This is a genomic window from Streptomyces venezuelae ATCC 10712, from assembly GCF_008639165.1.
Lineage (GTDB): Bacteria > Actinomycetota > Actinomycetes > Streptomycetales > Streptomycetaceae > Streptomyces > Streptomyces venezuelae.
Genome location: NZ_CP029197.1, coordinates 5,252,979 through 5,273,390 on the forward strand (window position 1 = coordinate 5,252,979; position 20,412 = coordinate 5,273,390).

Genomic DNA, 20,412 nt, shown 5'->3' on the forward strand with positions numbered 1-20,412 from the left:
TCGGCTCGGGGCCGCGGCGGGGGAAGGCGGGCAGGCGGGCGTCCGGTAACGCCGGACGCGACGCTTCCGCCGGCCCACTCCGCGAGGCCCGGACGTCAGTGGCACCCGGAACGGACGGACCGGGCGCGCTGCCGGCAGGTCCTCGGACTCACCTCGTACGACCAGGTCGTATCCGTACGAAGCACACCGTTGCGGGACAGTTCCGGATTCGCGCCGGATTCCCCTGCGGCGACAGCGAGGATGAGCATACATGTGGGGGGCGCCGCTCGCGGCACCCCCCACATGTTGTGTCGCGCCCCGGCTCAGAACTCCAGGGCGTAGGTACGGAGCCGATGGCCCGGTACCGGCTCCCAGTCCCGCTCCGGGGTGCGCACGAAGCCCATCCGCTCGTAGATCCGGTGCGCCCTGACCATCGTGACGTCGGTCGAGAGCACCAGGCGCGCACACTCGGGCAGGCCCCGCGCGCGGTCCGCGCAGGTGCGGACGAGGGCCTCTCCGACGCCCCTGCCGCGGGCCGACGGCGTCACCACGAGCATCCGGAACTCGGCCTCGCCCGGGACGGCGATGTCCGCCCAGGGGGTCCCGCCGAGGGCGAAGGTCACGCCGCCGATGATCCCGTCCTCCGGGTCGGCGGCGACGAGCACCTCGCTCTCCCGCGCCCGCCGCGCCGTGTCCTTCAACACGTCCAGGTAGAAGTCGTTCTCGCCGTGCAGCAGCAGCCCGTCGTTCAGATACGTCTGCCCGGTGAGTTCCCCGAGCGCCTCGTACTCCTCGGGCCGTACCGCCCTGATCGTGAAGTCCATGGGAAAAGTGTGCCCCCGTCCGGACACCGGAGAGGCCCGGGTCCTCCTCGGCGGAGGTCCCGGGCCCCGTGGGACCGGTGCGGGTCAGTGGCTGTCCACGCCGACCTTCGGCAGGGGCGCGACGCCCGCGTCGCCCGAGTCGGCCGTGTAGTCCGCCGGGGAGGTCTCGTCGATGCCCTCGGGGGCCTTGACGGCCTTGAGGACGAAGGTGAGGACGACCGTGACGAGGACGTTGAGGACGAAGGCGGTGAGGCCGATGTAGCCGATCTCGCCGATGCCCGGGATCTCGGCGGACGAGCCGCCGAAGTGCTTCTGGGTCGGGCTGGCCACGCCGTACGCGGCGACCGTGCCGTAGATCATGCCGACGGCCCAGCCGGCGATGAGCGCCCAGCGGTGGAACCAGCGGGTGAAGAGACCGCCGACCAGGGCCGGGAAGGTCTGCAGGATCCAGATGCCGCCGAGCAGCTGGAAGTTGATCGCGACCGTCTTGTCCATGGTGAGGACGAAGACGAGCGCGCCGACCTTCACGAGCAGCGAGACCAGCTTGGAGACCTTGGTCTCCTGGGCCGGGGTGGCGTCCGGTTTGATGAAGTCCTTGTAGATGTTGCGGGTGAAGAGGTTGGCCGCGGCGATCGACATGATGGCGGCCGGCACGAGCGCGCCGATGCCGATCGCGGCGAACGCGACACCCGCGAACCAGTCCGGGAACATGGTCTCGAAGAGCTGCGGGATGGCGAGCTGGCCGTTCTTCACCTTGATGCCGGCGGCGATCGCCATGAAGCCGAGCAGCGCGAGCAGGCCCAGCATCAGCGAGTACAGCGGCAGGATCGTGGTGTTGCGGCGGATGACCTCACGGCTCTTGGAGGAGAGCGTCGCGGTGATCGAGTGCGGGTACATGAACAGCGCGAGCGCCGAGCCGAGCGCCAGCGTCGCGTACGTCCACTGGCCGGCCTCGCCGGGGACGAGCGAGCCGCGCGGCTTGCCAGTCGCCGGGTTGGTCTGCGCGTACGCCTCGCCGGCCTTGGCGAAGATCTCGTCGAAGCCGCCCAGCTTGATCGGGATGTAGATGATCGCCACCGCGATGACGATGTAGATCAGGGTGTCCTTGACGAAGGCGATGAGCGCCGGGGCGCGCAGACCCGAGGAGTACGTGTACGCCGCGAGGACACCGAAGGCGAGCAGCAGCGGCAGGTCCTTGATGAACCAGTGGGTGTTCTCGCCGCCGCCGACCCCCATCACGTCCAGGACGGCCTGGATGCCGACGAGCTGGAGCGCGATGTACGGCATGGTCGCGAGGATGCCGGTGACCGCCACCGCCAGCGAGAGGCCCTTGGAACCGAAGCGGCCGCGCACGAAGTCCGAGGTGGTGACGTATCCGTGCTTGTGCGAGACCGACCAGAGGCGCGGCAGGAAGGTGAAGATCAGCGGGTACACGAGGATGGTGTACGGCACGGCGAAGAAGCCGGCCGCGCCCGCCGCGTAGATGGCCGCGGGGACGGCGACGAAGGTGTACGCGGTGTACAGGTCGCCGCCCAGCAGGAACCAGGTCACCCAGGTGCCGAACGACCGGCCGCCCAGGCCCCATTCGTCCAGGCTGTGCTCGTTCTCGGCCTTGCGCCAGCGCGCGGCGAGGAAGCCCATGACCGTGACGGCCACGAAGAAGAAGATGAAGACGCCGAGCGCCACACCGTTCACGCCGTCCTTCATCGCGCGTCACCTCCCTTGCGGGCACGCTGGTCCAGCTGCCACAGCTTGTACGCGATCATGGTGAGCGCGGTCGAGATCAGCACCCAGAGCATCTGGTACCAGTAGAAGAACGGGATGCCCGCGAGGAGCGGCTCGGCCTTGGCGTAGGAGCTCACCCAGAGCATCGCCACGAACGGCGCGAACAGACAGAGCGCGATCACCACCCGCAGGGGTGTGATGGTGGGTTGTTTCCCTTGTGTCGCTTCTGGCGCGTCTGACATGGCGATTCCCGTCCCCTCGCTGATCACCTCGGTAATGCTGGGGAAATCTAGGGGACGCTTCCGCTCCATGGAACCCCTGTCCGTATAACGGATGGGATTCCCTGTCGAAGTCCCTCAGAGCCAGCCCTCCTTGGCGGCCCGCACCCCCGCCTCGAAGCGGCTGCGCGCACCGAGCCGGTTCATCAGTTCGGAGCTCATCCGGCGCACGGTCCGCAGCGAGATCCCCAGCCGCCGGGCGGCGATGTCGTCCGTGCACCCGATGCCGAGCAGCATCAGCAACTCCCGCTCCTGCGGCGAGAGGTCGTGCGCGTCGCGGCGCGGGGTCTCGCCGAAGGGGGTGCCCGCGTCCCACAGCCGGTCGAAGAGGACCACGAGCGCGTGCACCAGGCCGGGGCTGCGGACCTCGAGGGCGCCCGCGCGGCCGTCCTCGGGGTCGACCGGGACGAGCGCGGCCTCCCGGTCGACGATCACCATCAGCATCGGGACCACGGGCACGGTCCGCGCCTCGCCGCCGAGGTCGCAGTACCAGCGCACGTACTCGACGGTCGGCGGGTCGTTGCGGAAGCTCTCCTGGTAGATCGAGCGGATCTTCACCCCGCGTTCCAGGGCGAGCTGGTCGAGGGGCTGGCTCGCGTCCATGGTGTCCGGGAGCTGGGCCCCGCCCGGGAGGAGCGAGAGGCACTCCGCGCGGGCGTTCGCCGCCAGGTCCTCAAGGCGCTCGCGGACGTGGTCCAGGCCGGTGATCCGGTCCACGAGGTCGTGCCGGACGCCCGGTTCGGAGTGGTCCGCGTACGAGGCGAGGATGCCGGCCACGGCCCGGCCCGCCTGTTCGACCTGGCGTTTGCGCTTGCTCAGTTCGGCCTCGGCGCGGGACAGCAGGAAGGAGAAGCCCACGTCCGGGTTGAAGGGCTCGACCTCGCCCGAGGAGTCGTCCATCAGGACGAGCTTGAGGTCCGCGAGACAGGCGAGCGCCTCGCGGACCTCGGCCTCGGGGCGGCCCAGGTGGGAGGCCATCTCCGTCACGTCGAACTCGGGTCGCTCCAGGAGCAGGCGGTAGACGGCCTCCGTCGACTCCTTTATGCCGAGCGCCTCCAGCATCCGTCATCTCCCCCTCGTCACGTTCCGTCGCGCGATCGATCGCCATCGTGATCGCGGTCGTCGATGGTAGAGGGGAGGCGGTGTCTAGGTCTAGACCAATTGGAGTGAACTCCGGGGTACCGGACGGACCTCCGGCACCGGCCGGCCGGGGCGCCCGCCGGTCAGCGCGTCGAGCAGCACCGCCATCGCGAACCCCGAGACGAGCAGCGCCAGTTCGACCTGCGGCCCGATCCCGAGGGCCAGCACCGCGAACGCCCCGGCGCCCGCCGCCACCGGACCCGCCCACCCCGGCCCGCCCGCCGCCAGGGCGACCGAGCGGTCGATCGACACACAGAACGCGAAGGTGCCCACCACCAGCGGCACCCAGCCCGTCACCGCCCCGGTACCCGGCGGCCCCCACTGCCACAGGACGGCGAGCGCCCCCGCCGAACCGACCGCGGCGAGGACCCCGCCGCACACCGCACGAGCGGCGACGCCCGCCCCCGCCCGTGCGGCCAGCAGGCCGAAGGCCACCAGGGCGGCGGCCGGGACGGCGTACGGGAGCAGCCCGTAGACCCCGTCCACGAGATCCCGGTCCACGACCCCGGAGCCGCCGACGAGGGGGGCGACGGCGCCGGCGCCCGTGACGCCGTCGCGCGAGCCGGGGGCGGCGGCGGGGCCCGGGGCGGCCTCAGGGTGCCCCGCGTCCGGGAAGGCGGCCGCGAGTGCCGCTCGTACCGACGTCAGCGTCGCCGCGCCCCCGGGCGTCATCGGTTCCGCCTCCGGGACGACGACCACCAGCGCCGCGCCCCCGCGCCGCCATCCCGCCGCCTGCGGGGCGGCCGCGAGCAGTACCCCCGGCACCCGGGCCACCCGCGCGGCCACCGCCGCCGCGTCCGCGCCCTCGGGGACCAGGACCTCCAGCGGGTTCAGGACCCCCGACGGCAGCCCAGCCGCCGTCAGCCGGTCGAGGCCCTCCCGCGCGGGGCCGCTCGCCACCAGGGTGTGCGCCTCGGGATTACCCACCCGGAGCAGGGGAGCCGCACCCGCCAGCAGCACCAGCGGGAGCAGGCCGAGTACCGCCGGGAGCACACGCGGCCACCGGCCCCGCCCCGCCGTCACGGCGAGAGGGCCCGGGACCCGCCCCGCCGTCGCGGCGAGAGGGCCCGTCGCCGCGCGCGGCCGCCGGACCCGGCCCGCCTTCGCGGCGCGCGGGCTCCCGGCCCGTGCCGCCGTCTTCGTCGGCCGGGCCGAGCGGAGCAGCGGTGCGAGGGTCAGTGTCGTCGCCGTGCTCAGTGCCCACACCGCGAGGCCCGCGATCCCCACCGACCGCAGGAACGCGGCCGGGAAGAGCGCAAGGGCCGCGCACGCCGCCGCCCCCGCCGCCCCGGCCGTCACCGCCGACCGCGCGGCGGTCTCCGGCGGCTGCGCCCAGCGGTGCACCGCGAGCACCAGCGCCGTGACCGGCACCAGGTACACCACGACGAAGCTGATCTCGGTGAACCCCGCCACCGCCTCCACCAGGACCAGCGCCCCCACCGAGGTCGCCCCGGCGAGCAGCAGCGGCGCCACGGTCCCGAGCGGTGAGCGGAAGGCGAGGGCCGGCAGGAGCAGCAGCCCGAGCGCGCAGGCCGCCTTCGCCGCCAGGGCCACCGGGCCGGGCCCCGCCTCCGCGCTGTCGTGCTGGAGCGGAAGGACCCCGGTCACTTCGGTCCTGGCCTCCGGCAGCGCCGACCGCAGCCCCGCGCGCAGGGTGCCCGCCGCCTCCTCGACGGCCGTGAGCCCCGCGAGGTCGGGCTTCCCGGCGCCCGGGTAGACCAGCGCGTACGCGGTGCGGCCGTCCGCCCCGAGGAACCCCGGATCGCCGGTGTCCGCGTACGAGACCGTCCGCGCGCCCGGGCCCGCCGCCCGCCCGACCGCCGCCGCGAACCGCCGCGCGGTCGCCGTGTCCCGTACGTCCGTCGCCGCCGGCCAGGTCACCACGGCGACCAGGGGGGCGACGGCGGCCCCGTTCCCGTACCGCTCCTGGATCGCCTGGTTCGCACGGTGGCCCGGCCCGCCCGACGCGGTGAACGACTGGTCGAGGCGGCCGAGCCCCGCCACCGCCACCGCGCCGCCGAGCAGCAGGACGAGCAGCCACCCGAAACCGAAGGCCCGGCGATGACGCAGGGCGAACTCGGCGGCCCGCACGGCCCGTTCAGTCGACATCGTCGAGCCGCTTCCTCAGCTCCGCGTCGAGCCGCAGCCCCACCGCGCCCAGCGTCTCGTCGAGCTGCGCCACCGAGCTCGCCCCGATCACCGGAAGCACGGGCAGCTCTCCCCCCAGCGCCCAGGCGAGGACGACCTGGTTCGCGGTCACCCCGAGCTGCGCGGCGACCTCCGCGAGGGCTTTGAGCCTCCGCTCCGAGCCCTCGTGCCGGTACTGCTCCGGCACCTCCTTGCCCGGGTCGGTGTACGCCCCCGTCAGCTGGGTCGTGTACGCCGTGAACGTCAGCTCCGGACGCGTCCCCAGGTAGTCGAGCAGCTCCTCGGAGGCGTGCGGGTTCACCCCGAACTCCGCGCCGGGGCGCGGCCGCAGATACGTGTACCGCTGCTGCACCGCCGCGTAGTCCGGCACCCCGGCGGCGACCGCCGCGCCCCGCGACTCCTCGATCCGCCAGGCGGCGAAGTTGGAGCAGCCGGCCCGGACGATCTTCCCGGAGTCCTCCAGCTCCCCGAAGGCGCCCATGGTCTCGGCGACCGGCGTCCTCCGGTCGTCGATGTGCGCGTAGTACAGGTCGATCCGGTCCGTGCCCAGGTTCCGCAGGCTCTCCTCGACCTGGCGCCGCAGCACCGGGGCGGAGAGCCCCTCCGCGCACTCCGGCCAGGCGGAACCCGGCGGGTCGGGCAGCGCGCCGACCTTGGTGGCGAGCACCATCTCGTCCCGTACGCCCCGGCTGCGCAGCCAGCGGCCGATGACCAGCTCGCTCTCGGCGCCGGTCGCGCCGGGCTCCCAGAAGGCGTACGTGTTGGCGGTGTCGATGAACGTGCCGCCGGCCTCGTGGAAGCGGTCGAGGACGGCGAAGGCGGTGGCCTCGTCGATCCGGGTGCCGAACGGCAGGGTGCCCAGGCACAGGGTGCTCACACGGGGGCCCTCGGGCCCGCCCAGACGGGTGTACTCCATCAGTTCTTCTCCCTCACATCGGTACGGGGGACGGTCACGGTCAGTTCCTGGACCAGGTGGTCCGAGAGGCCTTCGGCGTCCCGGAAGCGGTACGAGCCGACCCGGGCGCCACCGCCGGTGAACGCCCAGTCGATCCGCCACAGCCGCAGCCTCGACCGGGCGTTCCAGCTGGCCGGGCAGAGCGAGCGGCAGGCGCCGATCGCGTCGCGCAGGGTCCCGGGCATCCGGCGGATGTCCCCGATGGCCGCGCTGGTGTTGAAGTCGCCGGTCACCAGGACCGGGTGCGGGTTGTCCCGCAGGTCGGCGACGAGCGCCGCGTACTCCCGGTCGCGGGCCGCCGCCCGGCGCCGCATGTCCCGGAGGAACGCCGGCCGCAGCGGGTTCATCACCGTGAGCTGCACCGGGATGTGCACGTTGTACGTGGACAGGACGCCGTCCCCGATCCGCAGGTCCACCCGGAGCGAGCAGGCGCCGACCGGGACGGGCGGGCCGGCGGGCGGGAACCGGGACAGCGTCACCGCGTTGTTGGCCACGGCCAGGTGGTGGCCGGGGAACGCGGCCCGGATCCGCTCCTCGTCGTCGATGTCCCAGACCTCGCCGCCCTCGAAGCCGTTCAGGTACTCCTGGAGGACGAGGACGTCGGCCGCGAGCGAGCGCAGGAAGGCGTAGAAGCGGTCGGGGTCGCCGCCCTGGTTCCAGTGCTGGGTGTTCCAGGACACCAGCCGCAGTCCCCCCGGTGCCTCCGCGCGCCGTCCGAGCCCGCGGAGGTTGACCCCGTTCTGTGGCCAGGCCACCAGGAGGCAGCCCGCGGCGAGTACCGCCGCGAGGCCACCGCCGGTGACCGCCGCGGCGGCCAGCAGCGCCAGCGGGACCAGCGCGAGCGCGACCGGCGGCAGCAGCGAGACCGCGAGCCACGGCCACCAGCGGCCGTTGAGCGCGAGGTGCAGGGCCAGGAACACCGCCCAGGCGAGGGCGCAGTACAGGACCATCGCCGTCATCCGTTCCCCGGCAGTGACACCCACAGGTCCTGCACCGCGTGGTCCGACAGCTTCTCCGGCGGGTTGAACTCGTACCGCTCGGCCTTCGCGCCGTTCCCGGTGAACGCCCAGTCGGTCCGCCAGAAGGGCTTCCAGCCGCCCTCCTCCCAGCTCGTCGGGTACGGGTCGGTGCTCACCTCCGCCGCGTCGGCGAGGCGCTCCCGCAGCGGGTCGAGGTCGGACATCGCGGCCGTCGCGTTGAAGTCGCCGGCCACCACGACCGGGTTGCGGTTGGCCGCCAGGTCGGCCTCCAGGCCGGCGTACTGGGCCCGGCGCGGGCCGGACCGCTCCCGCATGTGGCGGTAGAAGTCGGCCGAAAGCAACCCGTCAGGCATGCTGTTCCACACCGGCATGTGCACGTTGTAGAACGACACCGTCCTGCCCCTGACCAGCACGTCCGTCCGCAGCACCTTGCTCTCCCGGTACTCCGCCTGCCAGTCCGCGCCCGGCGGCAGCCGCCCGGCCGGCCCCACGGCGGGCTGCCGCAGGACCGGGAAGCGGGAGAGCGTCACCAGCTCGCCCCGGACGACGACCTGGTGGCCGGGGAACTCCCGGCGCAGCCGGGCCAGGTCGTCGATCGGCAGCCGGCCCTTCCGGTCGGCGGTCACGTGCTGGTACTCGTGCAGCAGGTAGACGTCCGCGTCCTTCGCCTTCAGGAAGGCGTAGAAGTGGTCCTGGGTGCCGAGCAGCTGGTTCCACGAGTTGGTGTTCCAGGCGAAGACCCGCACCGACTCAGGACCCGGCCGCGGCTCCGCCCGCCACAGCGCCGCCGGGTCGAGGCCCGACTGCCCGTAGCCCACGGCCAGGGCGAGCGCGGCGGCCGCGAGGCTCCGCCACCGGGCGGCCCCCCGGGCGAGCGGGGCGAGGGCCGCGAGCAGCAGCGGGACCAGCACGAACGCGGCCGGCGGGACGATGCCCACCAGGTGCCCGAGCCAGATCCGGCCGTCCGCCGCCCACTCGGCCAGCAGCAGCACGAGCCAGCCGAGGGCGGCGGCCGGCACGATCCGGTCCCCGCGGCGCCGGCCGGGGGAGACCCGTACGGCCGGGGCGTCGACGGGGGCGAGGGTGTCAGTCACGGGAGGCACCCACGGTCACCCGCGCGGCCTCGGGGCGGGGCCGCGGGTCGTACAGGTGCCGGAACCGCTTCGAGCACAGCCACTGCACGCCCGCGACCCCGATCGCCGCGAACACCGTCAGGTTCACCAGGAAGTTGACGGCCACGAAGTACCCGAGGAAGACCCGCCCCCGGTGCCGCCGCACCTCCCGGTACATGTCCAGGTCGCCCCAGACGCCGAGGACGAACAGGGCGAGCGGCAGCAGTGCCCACGCCGCCCCCCACAGCACCGGCGCGGCCAGCGCGGCGACCGTCAGCGGCGCGGCGAGGCTGGCGCCCGCCCGGGGGCCGGTGACGAAACCGCCTTGGAGGTGCCGCCGGCCGAGGATGAGCGGGACGGCGAGCCGGGCGCGGGCGAAGACCTTGCGCAGGACGATCCGCACGGTGTCGTCGTGGTCGTGCCGGCCACGCACCTCCAGGGAGCTGAGCACCGTGTACCGCTCGGAGATGCGCCGCCCGTAGTCCTGGTCCTCGGTGTGCCGCAGGATCGGGTTGAACGGGCCCACCTCGTCGAAGACCCGCCGGGGGATCGCCAGGATCGCGGTGTGGACGGTGTCGATGACCCCCTCGGACTTGAGCAGCAGGTAGTACTGCTGGAGCGAGCGGTACTCCTCGATCAGGCTGTCCCGGATCAGCGGCTCGGGCTCGTAGGTGCCGCAGATCGCCCCGTACCCCTGCCCGGAGCCGAGCAGTTCGACGGATCTGGCGACGGCGTCCGGGTGCATGGCCACGTCGGAGTCGAGGAAGACCAGGATCTCGCCGGAGGACAGTTCCGCGCCGAGGTTGCGGGCGACCGCGACCCCGCTGTTGACGCCGGTGGAGACCACCCGCGCGCCGGCCGCGGCGGCGACCGCCGCCGAGTCGTCGGTGGAGCAGTCGTCGACGATGATCACCTCGACGTTCGGGTACGTCTGGGCGAGGGCGGCCTCGACGCAGAGGCCGATCGAACGGCCGTAGTTGTAGTTGGGGACGATGACGGAGACCAGGGGAAGGGACATGATCGGGTTCTCCTAGAAGAGGACCTTGGCGAGGGAGAGGGCCCCCTGCCGCCACGGTTCGACACTGGTGACGCCCTCGCCCTTCTTCGCGGGGCGGGCGGTCCGCTGCTGCCCCCGCCACCAGGCGAAGGTCCGCAGGATCGCGTCCTGGTTGGAGTGCTTCGGCCGGAAGCCGAGGACGTCCCTCGCCTTGTCGGTGGAGACGAAGCTGTCGTCGAGGAGCTTGTGCAGCAGCCGCCCGTAGACCGGGGAGAGCCTGGAGCGCTGGAGCAGGCTGAGCGCGGCGAGCGCCGGCTTCGCGGGCAGCGAGCGGACCCGCTTGCCGTGTCCGGCGGCGTCCAGGACGGCCTGGAAGTCCTCCCGAATCGTGCCGAACTCGGTCGCCCCCAGGTTGAAGGTGTCGTCGGCGGTCCCGGCGGGGGCGTCCATCGCGGTCACCACCGCGTCGACGAGGTCGGCCACGTCGAACATCTGGATGCGGACGTCGCCCCGGCCCAGGACGGGGAAGTTCCGGCCCTCCTCGGCCCACTCGAAGAGCATCGCGAACAGGCCCATCCGGCCCGGCCCGAGGAAGGTCTTGGGCCGCAGGATCGGCACGCACGTCCCCCGGCCGCGGAACCGCTCGGCGACCTCCTCGGCCTCCGCCTTCGCCGCGCTGTACGTGTCGACGGGCTCGCGCGGATGCTCCTCCGGCGTGGGCACCACCTTCGGCAGCCCGTACACGGCGGTCGAGGAGATGTGCACGACCCGGGGCACGGCGTTCGCCTCGGCGGCCGTCAGGACCGCCTCCGTCCCGCCGACGATCACCGAGCGGATCATGTCGGCCGGGTAGCTGGGCAGCGCGGCCGCGCAGTGCACCACCACGTCCGCGTCCGCCGTCACCCGCTTCATCGTCACCGCGTCCCGGACGTCCGAGACGGTGTGCGTCAGGTTCGCGTGCTCCGTGCGCGGCGCCCGCAGGTCCACGCAGTGCACCTGGCGGCCGTCCCCGAGGAGCCGGTCGATCAGGGTCGATCCGAGCATGCCGGCACCGCCGGTCACCACGATGCGCTCTACCACAGCGACGACACCTTCTCCTTGACGAAACGGGTGAGCAGACGGGGCAGACCCTGCGCGAGGGTCTTGTCGAGGCAGTCCAGGAAGAACTCGACCTCGTGCGGCTCGGCGACCAGCGAGGGGGCGACCATCAGCGGGTTCTCGCCGTTGAGCGTGTAGTACGTGTAGACGCCGTGGTCCCGGTAGAGGGCGTTGACCACCGACGAGGTGATGAGCTTGGTGCGGAAGCGCGGGTCCTTCGTCATCGCGCCCGGCACCAGCTTCGTGACCAGCTCCAGGACCTTCGGGCCCTTGTGCAGGAACACCCCGTGCAGGGCGCCGTGGCCGCGGACCTCGGCGACCACGTCCGGGTACTCCTTGGCGATCCGCGCGAGACCCGGCGCGAGGATCCGCTCGATGTCCCGGGCCCGGGCCGGATAGTCGTCCTCGACGGCCACGTTGACCGCCTCGATCGCGGTGACCGCCTCCTCGCCGAAGCCGTAGTAGGTGGTGGACGTCGACTGGAGCAGGGCGTCCGTGAGGTTGTCGTACGCCGTGCGGAAGACCGGCTCGCGGGCCACGAAGGCGGAGATGGAGGACTTGCCGCCGCCGAAGGACTTCGAGGTGGTGAGGATGTCGGGGACCAGACCCTCGTACCGCATGAAGTGGAAGAGGGTGCCCGTCTTGCCCCAGCCGGTGTAGATCTCGTCGAAGAGCAGCACGATGTCCTCGGCGGTGCACAACTCCCGCAGCCCGCGCAGGAACTCCTCCGAGCACTCGTTCATCGTGGACGCCGACAGCGGCTCGATCAGGATCGCGTACACGTCCGACTCGCCCTTGCCGGTGCGGAGCCCGGCGACCAGCGTGCGGACCGAGTCCAGGTCCCCGTACCGGAAGATCTCCACGCCAGGGATGCCCGGGAACTGGAACCCGGACTGGTTCTGGCCGGTCAGACTGCCCGAGCCGAGCAGCTTGCCGTGGAACGAGATGTCGGACCGCAGCACCCGGGAGCGCCGGCCGCCGTGGTACTTGTACGCCAGCTTGACCGCGCCCTCGACCGCCTCCGCGCCGGAGTTCGGGAAGAACGACATGTTCAGGTCGCCGGGCAGCAGCTCCGCGAGGTTGTGGCCGAGGGCCGCGACGTACGGCGAGAAGTACGTCTTGTGGACCTCCATGCTCTTGCGCTCCTGGAAGCGCTGCCGCGCGGCGAGGATCCGGGGGTGGTTGTGGCCGTGGTTGAGGACCCCGACACCACCGGTGAAGTCGAGCACGCGGCGGCCGTCGCGCTGGGTGATCCAGACGCCCTCGGCGCTCTCGACGAGCTCCTGGCCGAAGCCGAAGGAGGTCATCAGGGAGACCTGGCTCTTGTTGACGTGGTCCTTGTACAGGCCGTGGACCTGCTTGGTCGTCAGCGACTCGCAGTCGTCGACGGAGTAGAGGGCGGTCATGTCCGTTCCTTCGGGTCGGTGGGGGAGCGACGGGGCAGGGTGAGGAGGAGGGCGGCGCCTCCGGTGAGGACCTCGCTGAGCGTGCAGACCACCCGGCTCGCCACGGCGACGGCGGTCGCCTCCTGCCAGGGCAGTACGGCGGTCAGCGCCAGGAGCAGCAGGGCCTCGCGGGCACCCCAGCCGTCCGGCAGCACCACCACGAGGCTGGCGGCGGCGGTGGCAAGGGCGAAGCCGCCCACGCAGACCGGCAGCGCGGTCAGCGGCGGGGCGCCGAGCATCACGGCCAGCGCCCACAGGTGCAGTCCGCCGGCCGCCCAGGAGGCGGTGGCGGCCGCGAGGGCCCGCCGCACGCCCCGGTCGCTCGCCCGGGCGGCGGGCGCCGGCCGCCGGGCCAGCCGGGCGGCGGCCGCGGCAAGCCGGTGCAGCAGCCCGGGCCGTACCGCCAGGACGAGGGTGACCGCGCCCGGAAGCACCAGCCACCAGGCCTCGGCGCCGATCGTCCAGGGCGCGGCGATGGGGCCGACGGCGAGACCGGTGAGGACGGCCACGATCAGATTGAGCAGGAAGACGGCGAGCACCACCGGCGCGGACACCCCCGCCGCACCGCCCATCCGCAGCTGGGCGAGGACGCCCCAGACGGCACCCGGCACGTACTTGCCGAGGTAGGAGGTGAAGTAGATCCGGGTCGCGGTCCGGCCGGGCACGCCGGGACCGAGGTCGGCGAGCAGGGTCCGCCAGGTCGCCATCGAGCAGAGCACGGCCAGGGCGTTGGCGGCGAGGGCCGCGAGGAGGTACGGGACGGCGCCCGGGCGCAGGACGAGGGCGGCGAGCTCACCGGCCCGCCCGTGCAGGGCGAAACCGATGCCGGCGACGACGGCGACCGGGAACAGCACGGGCAGGGCGCGGCGCAGCGGCCCGCGCCGGACCGGCGGCGTCTCGGCCGCGGCGGGCGGCGCGACGGTCGTCGCGGTCATGACCCGAGGTGGCTGAGCGGCCACGCGCCGGCGAGCAGCGCCGACCAGAGCAGGGCGTTGGAGACCGTCATCCGGTCGCTGAACAGGGCCCGCGAGGGATTTCCGCCCCCCGCGTCTACCACCAGGAGCTGGAGGTAGCGGGCGAGCCCGAACAGCGCGAACGGGGCGGTGAGCACGGCGACCAGCGGGCCGTGCGACCCGAAGACCGGGCTGTCCCGCACGTGCAGGACGTAGCTGACGGCCGTGAGCACCGCGGTGAAGGCGAGCAGCTGGTCGAGGAAGCCGAGCGTGTAGCCGCGCAGCGCCGGGCGGTGCAGCACCCCGCCGACCGCCATCTCGTGGCGGCGCTTGCCGAGGATCAGCAGCAGGCAGAGGGAGAAGACACAGAGCGCGAGCCAGCTCGGCACCGGGTTCCCCGAGGCCAGGCAGCCCTGCGCGAGCCGCAGCACGAAACCGAGGGCGACGATGAAGACGTCGAGCAGCGGGACGTGCTTGAGCCCCTTGCTGTACGCGGCGTTGAGCGTGACGTACGCGCCGACCGGCCACCAGTCCACGAGCGAGGCCGTGCCGGTGAGCACCGTCAGACCGACCGTCCCCGCGAGGAGGACGGCGAGGGCGGCGGCGAACGAGACGGCGGTCGCGAGACCGATCCGCCCGGCGGCGATCGGCCGGTGCCGCTTCTCCGGGTGCCGCCGGTCCCTGTCCCGGTCGCCGACGTCGTTGACCAGGTAGATCAGGGCGGAGGCGAGCGTGAAGACACCGATTCCGGCGGCCGCGCCGCCGAGCGCGGCACCGTCGAGGCGGGGTGCGCCGAGCAGCCCGAGGGGCACGACCACCAGGTTCTTCGTCCACTGGTGGGGCCGGACGAGGGAGACGAGGTCGGTGAGACGACTGGGAGGGCGGGAGGCCGGCGGACGCGTGGGGGGCGCCTGGCGGCCGGTGAGCGTGGGCGTGGCCATGAACGGACTCCTGTGGGGAGGGTCGTACGAGGAAGGGCGGCGGTCATCCGGTGGTGGTGGTGGCGGCGGAGGCGGCGGTGGTGGAGGCGGCGGTGGTGGCGGAGGGGGCGGAGGCGGTCGCGGGGCGGCGCACGCTCGGCCCGAAGTCCGGGTCGGTGAGCCAGCGCACGGTGCCGCGCGCCGCGCCGAGCACGATCGCCTGGTGCAGCACGAAGTGGACGGCGGTGAAGTACAGGAGGAAGCCCGGGCCACGGGCCCGCAGCGCGCAGCGGCTCAGCCCCGGATCGGCGCAGGCGAAGACCAGCGCGCACACCGCGGGGACGAGGAGCAGCCACGGGGTGAGCAGGCCGAGCAGGAGGGCGGGGAGGGTGAGCGCGGCGGCGAGCACCCCGAGCGGCCGGTTGGCGGTGAGACCGCCCTCACGCAGCTGCCCGAGCGCCGCGATGAGCAGCTGCGAGCGCCGGTACTGCTCCCGGAGCATCGCCCCGAGCCGGTCGACGTCGTCGTGCCGGCCGCGGATCGCCTCCGTCATCACGATCCGGTGGGTCCTGATCAGCCGGCCGCTGTACTCGACGTCCTCCGAGTCCCGGAGGTTCTCGTCGAAGGGACCGGTGGCCTCGAAGACCTCCTTGCGGATCGCGCCGAGGGCGAAGAAGGCGGTCCTGACCTCGCCGGCGGCGCGGCGGCGCCAGAAGTGCGCGTGCAGGGCGTGATAGCGCTCCACCGGCCCGTCGTCGAAGAGCGGTTCGGGGTCGAGCACCCCGTGGACACAGCCGAGACCGGGGTCGTCGGCGAGCAGGTCGACGGCGTTCGCGAGGGCCTCGGGGTGGAGCGCCGTGTCGGAGTCGAGGAAGAAGAGGACCTCGCCGCGGGCGGCGGCCGCGCCGAGGTTCCGGGCGGCGGACACCCCGCTGTTGTGGGGGTTGGCGATCAGGACGACGTCGAACTCCCGGGCGACGTCCCGGGACCCGTCGGTGCTGGCGTCGTCGACGACGATCACGTCGAGCGGGGCGTGGGTCTGGGCGAAGACCGAGGTCAGACAGGCGTGCAGGGTCTTCTCGTAGTTGTAGTTGGGGATGATGACGGACACGCTGGGACGGGCCCTGGGCATGGGGGTTCCTTGGAAGGGGCGGACAGGGGACGGGCGGGGGCGCGGGGAAGCGTGCGGGAGACGCGAGGGGAGGCGTGCGAGCGCGGGGGAGGCGTGTGGGGCGCGGGGAGGCGTGCGGGGCGCAGGGTGGCGTGTGGGGCGCTTCAGAGGAGCCGGAAGTCCGCGATGCGGTGGTGGGAGAGCTCGGGGGAGTGGCCGAGGAGGCGCCGGCAGAGCTGCAGCGCGTGACCGACGGCCTCGATCTCGTCCGGGCCCCCGATGTACAGGGCCAGGCGGACCGACCGGTCGAGAACCAGCGCCCGTGCGGACTCGAAACGGTCCTGCGGACGGGCGACGCGGTGCAGCGCCTCGACGAGGAGTGCGGCGGACGGGGCCGGTGGGGGGTCGGTGTCCGGGGCGGGATCGTCGTCCGGTGCCCTCATCGAGATGCCGACGAGGTAGATGACGATCAGCCCCAGGAGAAGCCGTCGCCGCCGTCGGTGGTGGGCTGCGCGGTCGCGGCCGGCCCTCCGTCGGCGACAACGGCCGACGCTCCGGCGGGGGCGGGCTGGGCGGAGAGGACCAGGGTCAGCGCGGCCGCGGCGGGGACGAGCAGGGCGAGGACCGGGCGGACCTGAACGCGGACGAAAGCGGCGTAACGGGCGCTGCTGAGCATGGCGGAACTGCCTTCCTGGCGTGCGGGCGGGGAACGTCGGGGCCGGGACTCCCGGCGCCGCTCCCGGACTGTCCCGGGCGGCTCCGACGGGTCCAAGACTGGCCCGGCCGGGGCGGCCCTGTCACCGGGATCAGGGTGGCGCCAAGCGCGTGGCCGCGAGTGGCCAGCGCCCCCCGGCGGCCGCCGCGCGCCGCCCACCAGGGACTTCGGGGGAGGCGTCACGTTCCTGCCAGGCGGAAGGTGCCGCGGACTACCGGCCCCTCCTCGTGGGCCCGGGACCTTCCCGTACGGCTCCGGGGTCGCCCGACGGTCCGACCGTCCGGAACTGGGCTTACCAACTCGCCCTGGAATCACGATCGTTGGAGGTGGCGTCAGCGGGGGGAGCGGGGCATGGGCGGGACGGTGCGGGACGTCGTGGCGGATGTGGTCGCGCGGCAGGCGCCCCACGAACTTCCGCTGCTCCAGGGGCTCGCCGCGCTCGAAGCCGACGAGGCGCTCGCCGCGCTGCGGCGACCCGACGGGCCCGAGGACCTCGGCTTCGGCCTGGCGGAGGCCGCGGCCGTGGTCACCCCCCTGGTGTGGCTGGTCGTCGACGAGGCCTGCCGGTCCGCGGTCGGCGCCGCCGTCGAGCGGAGCGCCGCCGGGCTCGGCGGGCCGCTGCGCCGCGGACTGCGCCGTGTGCTGCGCCGCCCCGAACCCGCCGCGGAGCTCGCCGTGCCGTCCCTGGACGCGGCCCAGCTGAGCGCGGTGCACGCCCGGATCAAGGAGGGCGCGCTGGGCCGAGGCCTCGACACGACGGCGGCCGAAGCCCTGGCGGACGCCGTGGTGGCCCGCTTGGCGATGGAGGGGCCGACGGGGGAGGGGGCGGGGGGTCCGGCGGAGGGCTCGGCGGATGGTTCGTCGGGCGGGGCCGCGGAGGGTCCGGTGGAAGGCTCGGCGGATGGTTCGTCGGGCGGGGCGGCGGAAGGTCCGGCTGAGGGCTCGGAGGTAGGCGCGGCGGCAGGCGCCGGGGAGGCGGTGACCGGGGCGGCGGAACGTCCGGCGGGCGTGGCCGGGGAGCCGGCGTCAGGCGGCGCCGGCGAGGCGGCCTCAGGCGCCGCCGGCGAGGCGGCCTCAGGCGAGGCTCAGGAAGGGCGGCGGGCCTGACCATGTCCCAGGTGGCCGGGCGCGGGGAGCTCGACCCGCGGATCCTGCCCGTCGGGACGACCCTGCGCTTCGCCCTGATGGTGCTCGCCATGATCGCCGCCAGTCATCACATGCTGGACGTGATGCTCGGCGCGTGGGCGGAGGACGACGCCCGTCAGGCCTGCTGGTTCGCGGCGGGCCTCGACCCCGAGGGCACGGTCCTCGAACAACTCGGCGTCGGCCGTGACGCGGAGGCGGCGCTCCAGGCCTGCCTGAGCGCCTCCGCCCCACCCCGGTGGTGGCCGGTGCCGCTCGCCATGACCGTCCTGCTCGTCAGCGCGCTCGCCCTCTACCTGTGGCTGCCCCGGCGGGCCGCCCGCCGCCGCCGGCTCCTCTCGCCGGAGCGGCTGGACCCGACGGGCGGTCTGCGCCTCGACCTCGACCGGCTGGTCCGGCGGGCGGGGCTTCGCAGCGTCCCCGACTTCGCCGTGGACCCGGGACGGCTGAGCGCCGGGGCCGTCGTCCTCGGCCACGCGCGCCGCCGCACGGTGTGTCTGTACGCCGGTCTCCTGGTGGCCCGGGAAAAAGATCCGGCCATGTTCGAGGCGGTGGTCCTGCACGAGCTCGCCCACATCCGCAACCGGGACGTGGAGCTGGGCTACGCGGTGACGGCCCTCTGGCGGGTCTTCTGCGTCCTGGTGACGCTGCCGTTCCTGCTCGTGTACGGCGGTTCGCTGGTCGCCGCCGAGTTCGGCCTGTTCGTGGGGGCGGACGCCGTGTTCTGGCCGGCGCAGCGGGCTCCCATGGTGCGGGCGGTGATCGGCGCCGTGGGTCTCGCCGTACTCGTGGCGCTGGCCCGCGCCGACACCCTGCGTCACCGCGAACTGCACGCGGACGCCGACGCGGTGGGCCTGGGGGCGGACCGGCGGGTCTGGACCGGGGCGCGGGACGCCCGGGGCCGTACCGCGAGAGGCGCCGGCGGGCTGTGGGCCGCCCATCCGACCTGGTCGCAACGGCGGCGCTCGCTCGACGACCCCCTGCTGCTCTTCTCGCTGGCACCGCTTCAGGTGGCCCTGCTCGGCGCGGCCGCCATGACGACGGGCCACCAGCTGGGCGCGGTCCTGGACAGCACGGTGGCGACGTGGCTCGCCGCCGCGCCCACGGCGTTGCTGCTGGCCCTCGCGGCCTGGCGGTCGGTGGCGTACGCGGAGCACCGCGGCGGGGCCGGTTCCGGCGGTCTGCGGGCGGGGGCGGCGCTCGGTGCCGGGCTCGCGGTGGGCGACCTCCTCGCCGGCATCACCGGTGGTACCGGCTGGCTGCCGGAGCATCCCTGGGTGCTGCTGGTGCCGGTGTGCGGCGCCCTGGCCTTCACGCCGTGGCTCGTGCAGTGTGCCCGGCTGGGGTGGCGGTCGGCGCGGGGCGGGACCGGGCGGAACGCCGCCGCGGCGGGCTGCGCGGCCGCGGCCGTCCTGGTGGCGGTGGCGGGCATGACCTGGTGGCTGGGCGGCGGGAACCTCTACGCGGCGGGTGACTCGTTCGGCCGGCACGGGGTGCGGCGGCTGCTGACGGAGATGTTTCCGGGGGAGTGGTCGGCGCACGGGGCGGAGCTGGACTGGATCGCGGCGGTGCTGCCCCGGCTCGGGGTGGACGGCAACTCGCTCGTGTTCGTCGCCGCGGGCGCGGCGCTGTGGGCGGTGCCCGCCCTGTTGTGGGCGGTCGGCCCGCCGGGGGCCCGGGCGGGGCTGCGCCGGTCGCTGCTCCACGGGCTCGCGGGCGGCGCCCTGTGCACGGCCGGGCTGTTGCTGGTGAAGGCGGGACTGTACGGGCAGCGGCCGGGGTACGGGCTGCGGGGGCAGGGTTTCGCCCTGCTGTACGTGTGGTGGCTGACCGTCGCGGTCTGGGCGGGAGGCGTGGTCACGGCGGTCGTCACGGCCGTCGTGGGGGTGGTCCGCCGCGAACGGCTCTGGCTGGCCCGGGCGCTGGTGGCGGCGGGTTCCGCCCAGGCCCTTGCCCTGGCGGCGCAGTTCCTCCTCGGGGCGGTGGACGGATGCCTGGGGCCCTTGCGGACGATGGCGGACGGCTGCCACTGGGTGCCCGCCGGCAGCTGGCCGCTGCTTTCGGTGCTGGCCGGTCCGGTCCTGCCCGCCCTGTTCGGGGCGGCGATGGCGGCGGCGCTCGCGGGCGCGGTCTGCACGGCGCTGCTGCGGCGGTCCCGTGGCCGAGGGGCCGGCGGTGCTTCGGAGCGGCCGGTGGCGGCGGACGCCGGCCGCCCGTCCGCGCGCGGACGGGCCGGAGCGGCGGCCCTGGCCCTGGGGTGCGCGGCCGCGGTCCTGCTGGGGCCGGCGGCGCTGCTGTCCCTCCCGGCGGGCGGGGGCACGAGCAGCGCGCTGACCTTCGGCAGGCCGCCGGACGCGCGTTCCGAGCGGGTGCGGGTCTTCCAGATCGTGATGTGGTTCGGCGTGGCGGGCAAGGCGGACATCGCCGCGGTGACGGACGCGTACGAGGACTTCAGTACGGAGATCGACCGGCTGGCGGGGCGGGCGCCGGACGGTTCCGGTGGCACCGTCGCCCTCGACGTGCCGCGCATGCGCTCGATCTGTTCGGCGCTCGACCGCGCCACCACGACGGCCCTGGGGCACCTCGCCGTTCCCGACGCGGGTCTTGGGAGGCCGTGGCGGGACGCGCTGCGGCGGGGCCAGGGCGCCGCACGGGCCTGTGTCGCGCTGATGGACCGGAGCGGAGAGGTGCGGCCTGCCGAGGCCGACGCCGTGCTCGCCGGTCTCTACGAGGGGTACGGGGAGACCGCCGCCGCGCTGCGCCCCCTGGTGGAGCGGATCGGCACGGACGGGCCGCGCTACTGGCCGGCGCTGTTCCTCGACGGGAAGGCCGGGTGAGGCGCGGCGCCCGGAGACGCCGCACGGCCGCACCCGGAGGGGTGCGGCCGTG

The 20,412-nt window shown here is 74.1% G+C and carries 18 protein-coding genes and 1 riboswitch; of the genes, 2 read left to right on the forward strand and 16 right to left on the reverse strand.

Translation table 11 applies throughout. The features are described 5' to 3' along the window. Positions 1–116: 116 nt before the first annotated feature. A riboswitch (cobalamin riboswitch) is annotated at positions 117–248 on the reverse strand. A 54-nt stretch (positions 249–302) separates the two neighbouring features. The 16 genes from DEJ43_RS24455 to DEJ43_RS24530 form a co-directional block, all read right to left on the reverse strand. Further along, the gene (locus tag DEJ43_RS24455; protein WP_041662854.1) at positions 303–803 is read right to left on the reverse strand and encodes a GNAT family N-acetyltransferase; all 501 of its coding nucleotides are present in this window, start codon (positions 801–803) and stop codon (positions 303–305) included. A gap of 84 nt (positions 804–887) precedes the next feature. Beyond that, a complete protein-coding gene (mctP, locus tag DEJ43_RS24460) occupies positions 888–2,510 on the reverse strand; it encodes a monocarboxylate uptake permease MctP (RefSeq protein ID WP_015036065.1) in 1,623 nt (540 codons plus the stop codon). Then, entirely contained in the window at positions 2,507–2,770 is a 264-nt protein-coding gene (locus DEJ43_RS24465) for a DUF3311 domain-containing protein (RefSeq protein ID WP_150161828.1), read from the reverse strand. The genes mctP and DEJ43_RS24465 overlap by 4 nt, the downstream gene beginning before the upstream one ends. A 114-nt stretch (positions 2,771–2,884) precedes the next feature. Then, on the reverse strand, positions 2,885–3,868 hold the full coding sequence (locus DEJ43_RS24470) for a helix-turn-helix transcriptional regulator (RefSeq protein WP_015036067.1): 984 nt from the start codon (positions 3,866–3,868) through the stop codon (positions 2,885–2,887). Between the two features lie 90 nt (positions 3,869–3,958). Continuing rightward, positions 3,959–6,055 (reverse strand): MMPL family transporter, encoded by a 2,097-nt coding sequence (locus DEJ43_RS24475; protein WP_015036068.1) that lies wholly within the window; start codon positions 6,053–6,055, stop codon positions 3,959–3,961. Next, positions 6,045–7,010: an aldo/keto reductase gene (locus DEJ43_RS24480; RefSeq protein ID WP_015036069.1), complete on the reverse strand. Its 966-nt coding sequence runs from the start codon at positions 7,008–7,010 to the stop codon at positions 6,045–6,047. Before DEJ43_RS24480 ends, DEJ43_RS24475 begins: the two co-directional genes overlap by 11 nt. Further along, positions 7,010–8,008, reverse strand: coding sequence for an endonuclease/exonuclease/phosphatase family protein (locus tag DEJ43_RS24485; RefSeq protein WP_015036070.1), 999 nt, complete (start codon positions 8,006–8,008; stop codon positions 7,010–7,012). Before DEJ43_RS24485 ends, DEJ43_RS24480 begins: the two co-directional genes overlap by 1 nt. Beyond that, complete coding sequence (locus DEJ43_RS24490) at positions 8,005–9,123, reverse strand: endonuclease/exonuclease/phosphatase family protein (RefSeq protein ID WP_015036071.1); 1,119 nt, start codon at positions 9,121–9,123, stop codon at positions 8,005–8,007. Before DEJ43_RS24490 ends, DEJ43_RS24485 begins: the two co-directional genes overlap by 4 nt. Next, positions 9,116–10,159, reverse strand: a complete 1,044-nt coding sequence (locus DEJ43_RS24495) for a glycosyltransferase family 2 protein (RefSeq protein ID WP_015036072.1) — start codon at positions 10,157–10,159, stop codon at positions 9,116–9,118. The genes DEJ43_RS24490 and DEJ43_RS24495 overlap by 8 nt, the downstream gene beginning before the upstream one ends. 12 nt (positions 10,160–10,171) lie before the next feature. Then, positions 10,172–11,218: an NAD-dependent epimerase/dehydratase family protein gene (locus tag DEJ43_RS24500; RefSeq protein WP_015036073.1), complete on the reverse strand. Its 1,047-nt coding sequence runs from the start codon at positions 11,216–11,218 to the stop codon at positions 10,172–10,174. Then, on the reverse strand, positions 11,212–12,642 hold the full coding sequence (locus tag DEJ43_RS24505) for an aspartate aminotransferase family protein (RefSeq protein ID WP_015036074.1): 1,431 nt from the start codon (positions 12,640–12,642) through the stop codon (positions 11,212–11,214). Before DEJ43_RS24505 ends, DEJ43_RS24500 begins: the two co-directional genes overlap by 7 nt. Beyond that, the gene (locus DEJ43_RS24510; RefSeq protein WP_015036075.1) at positions 12,639–13,616 is read right to left on the reverse strand and encodes a lysylphosphatidylglycerol synthase domain-containing protein; all 978 of its coding nucleotides are present in this window, start codon (positions 13,614–13,616) and stop codon (positions 12,639–12,641) included. Before DEJ43_RS24510 ends, DEJ43_RS24505 begins: the two co-directional genes overlap by 4 nt. Further along, entirely contained in the window at positions 13,613–14,575 is a 963-nt protein-coding gene (locus tag DEJ43_RS24515; RefSeq protein WP_015036076.1) for a UbiA prenyltransferase family protein, read from the reverse strand. The genes DEJ43_RS24510 and DEJ43_RS24515 overlap by 4 nt, the downstream gene beginning before the upstream one ends. A gap of 43 nt (positions 14,576–14,618) precedes the next feature. After that, positions 14,619–15,686: a glycosyltransferase family 2 protein gene (locus DEJ43_RS38595; protein WP_015036077.1), complete on the reverse strand. Its 1,068-nt coding sequence runs from the start codon at positions 15,684–15,686 to the stop codon at positions 14,619–14,621. 143 nt (positions 15,687–15,829) lie between these two features. Then, entirely contained in the window at positions 15,830–16,108 is a 279-nt protein-coding gene (locus tag DEJ43_RS24525) for a hypothetical protein (RefSeq protein WP_015036078.1), read from the reverse strand. 26 nt (positions 16,109–16,134) lie between these two features. Further along, entirely contained in the window at positions 16,135–16,341 is a 207-nt protein-coding gene (locus tag DEJ43_RS24530) for a hypothetical protein (protein ID WP_015036079.1), read from the reverse strand. 390 nt (positions 16,342–16,731) lie between these two features. Between DEJ43_RS24530 and DEJ43_RS37840 the strand changes: the two genes are divergently transcribed. Both DEJ43_RS37840 and DEJ43_RS24540 read left to right on the forward strand, forming a co-directional pair. After that, positions 16,732–17,487 (forward strand): hypothetical protein, encoded by a 756-nt coding sequence (locus DEJ43_RS37840; protein ID WP_015036080.1) that lies wholly within the window; start codon positions 16,732–16,734, stop codon positions 17,485–17,487. An 11-nt stretch (positions 17,488–17,498) separates the two neighbouring features. Then, a complete protein-coding gene (locus DEJ43_RS24540; protein WP_158506268.1) occupies positions 17,499–20,360 on the forward strand; it encodes a M56 family metallopeptidase in 2,862 nt (953 codons plus the stop codon). Positions 20,361–20,412: the final 52 nt, after the last annotated feature.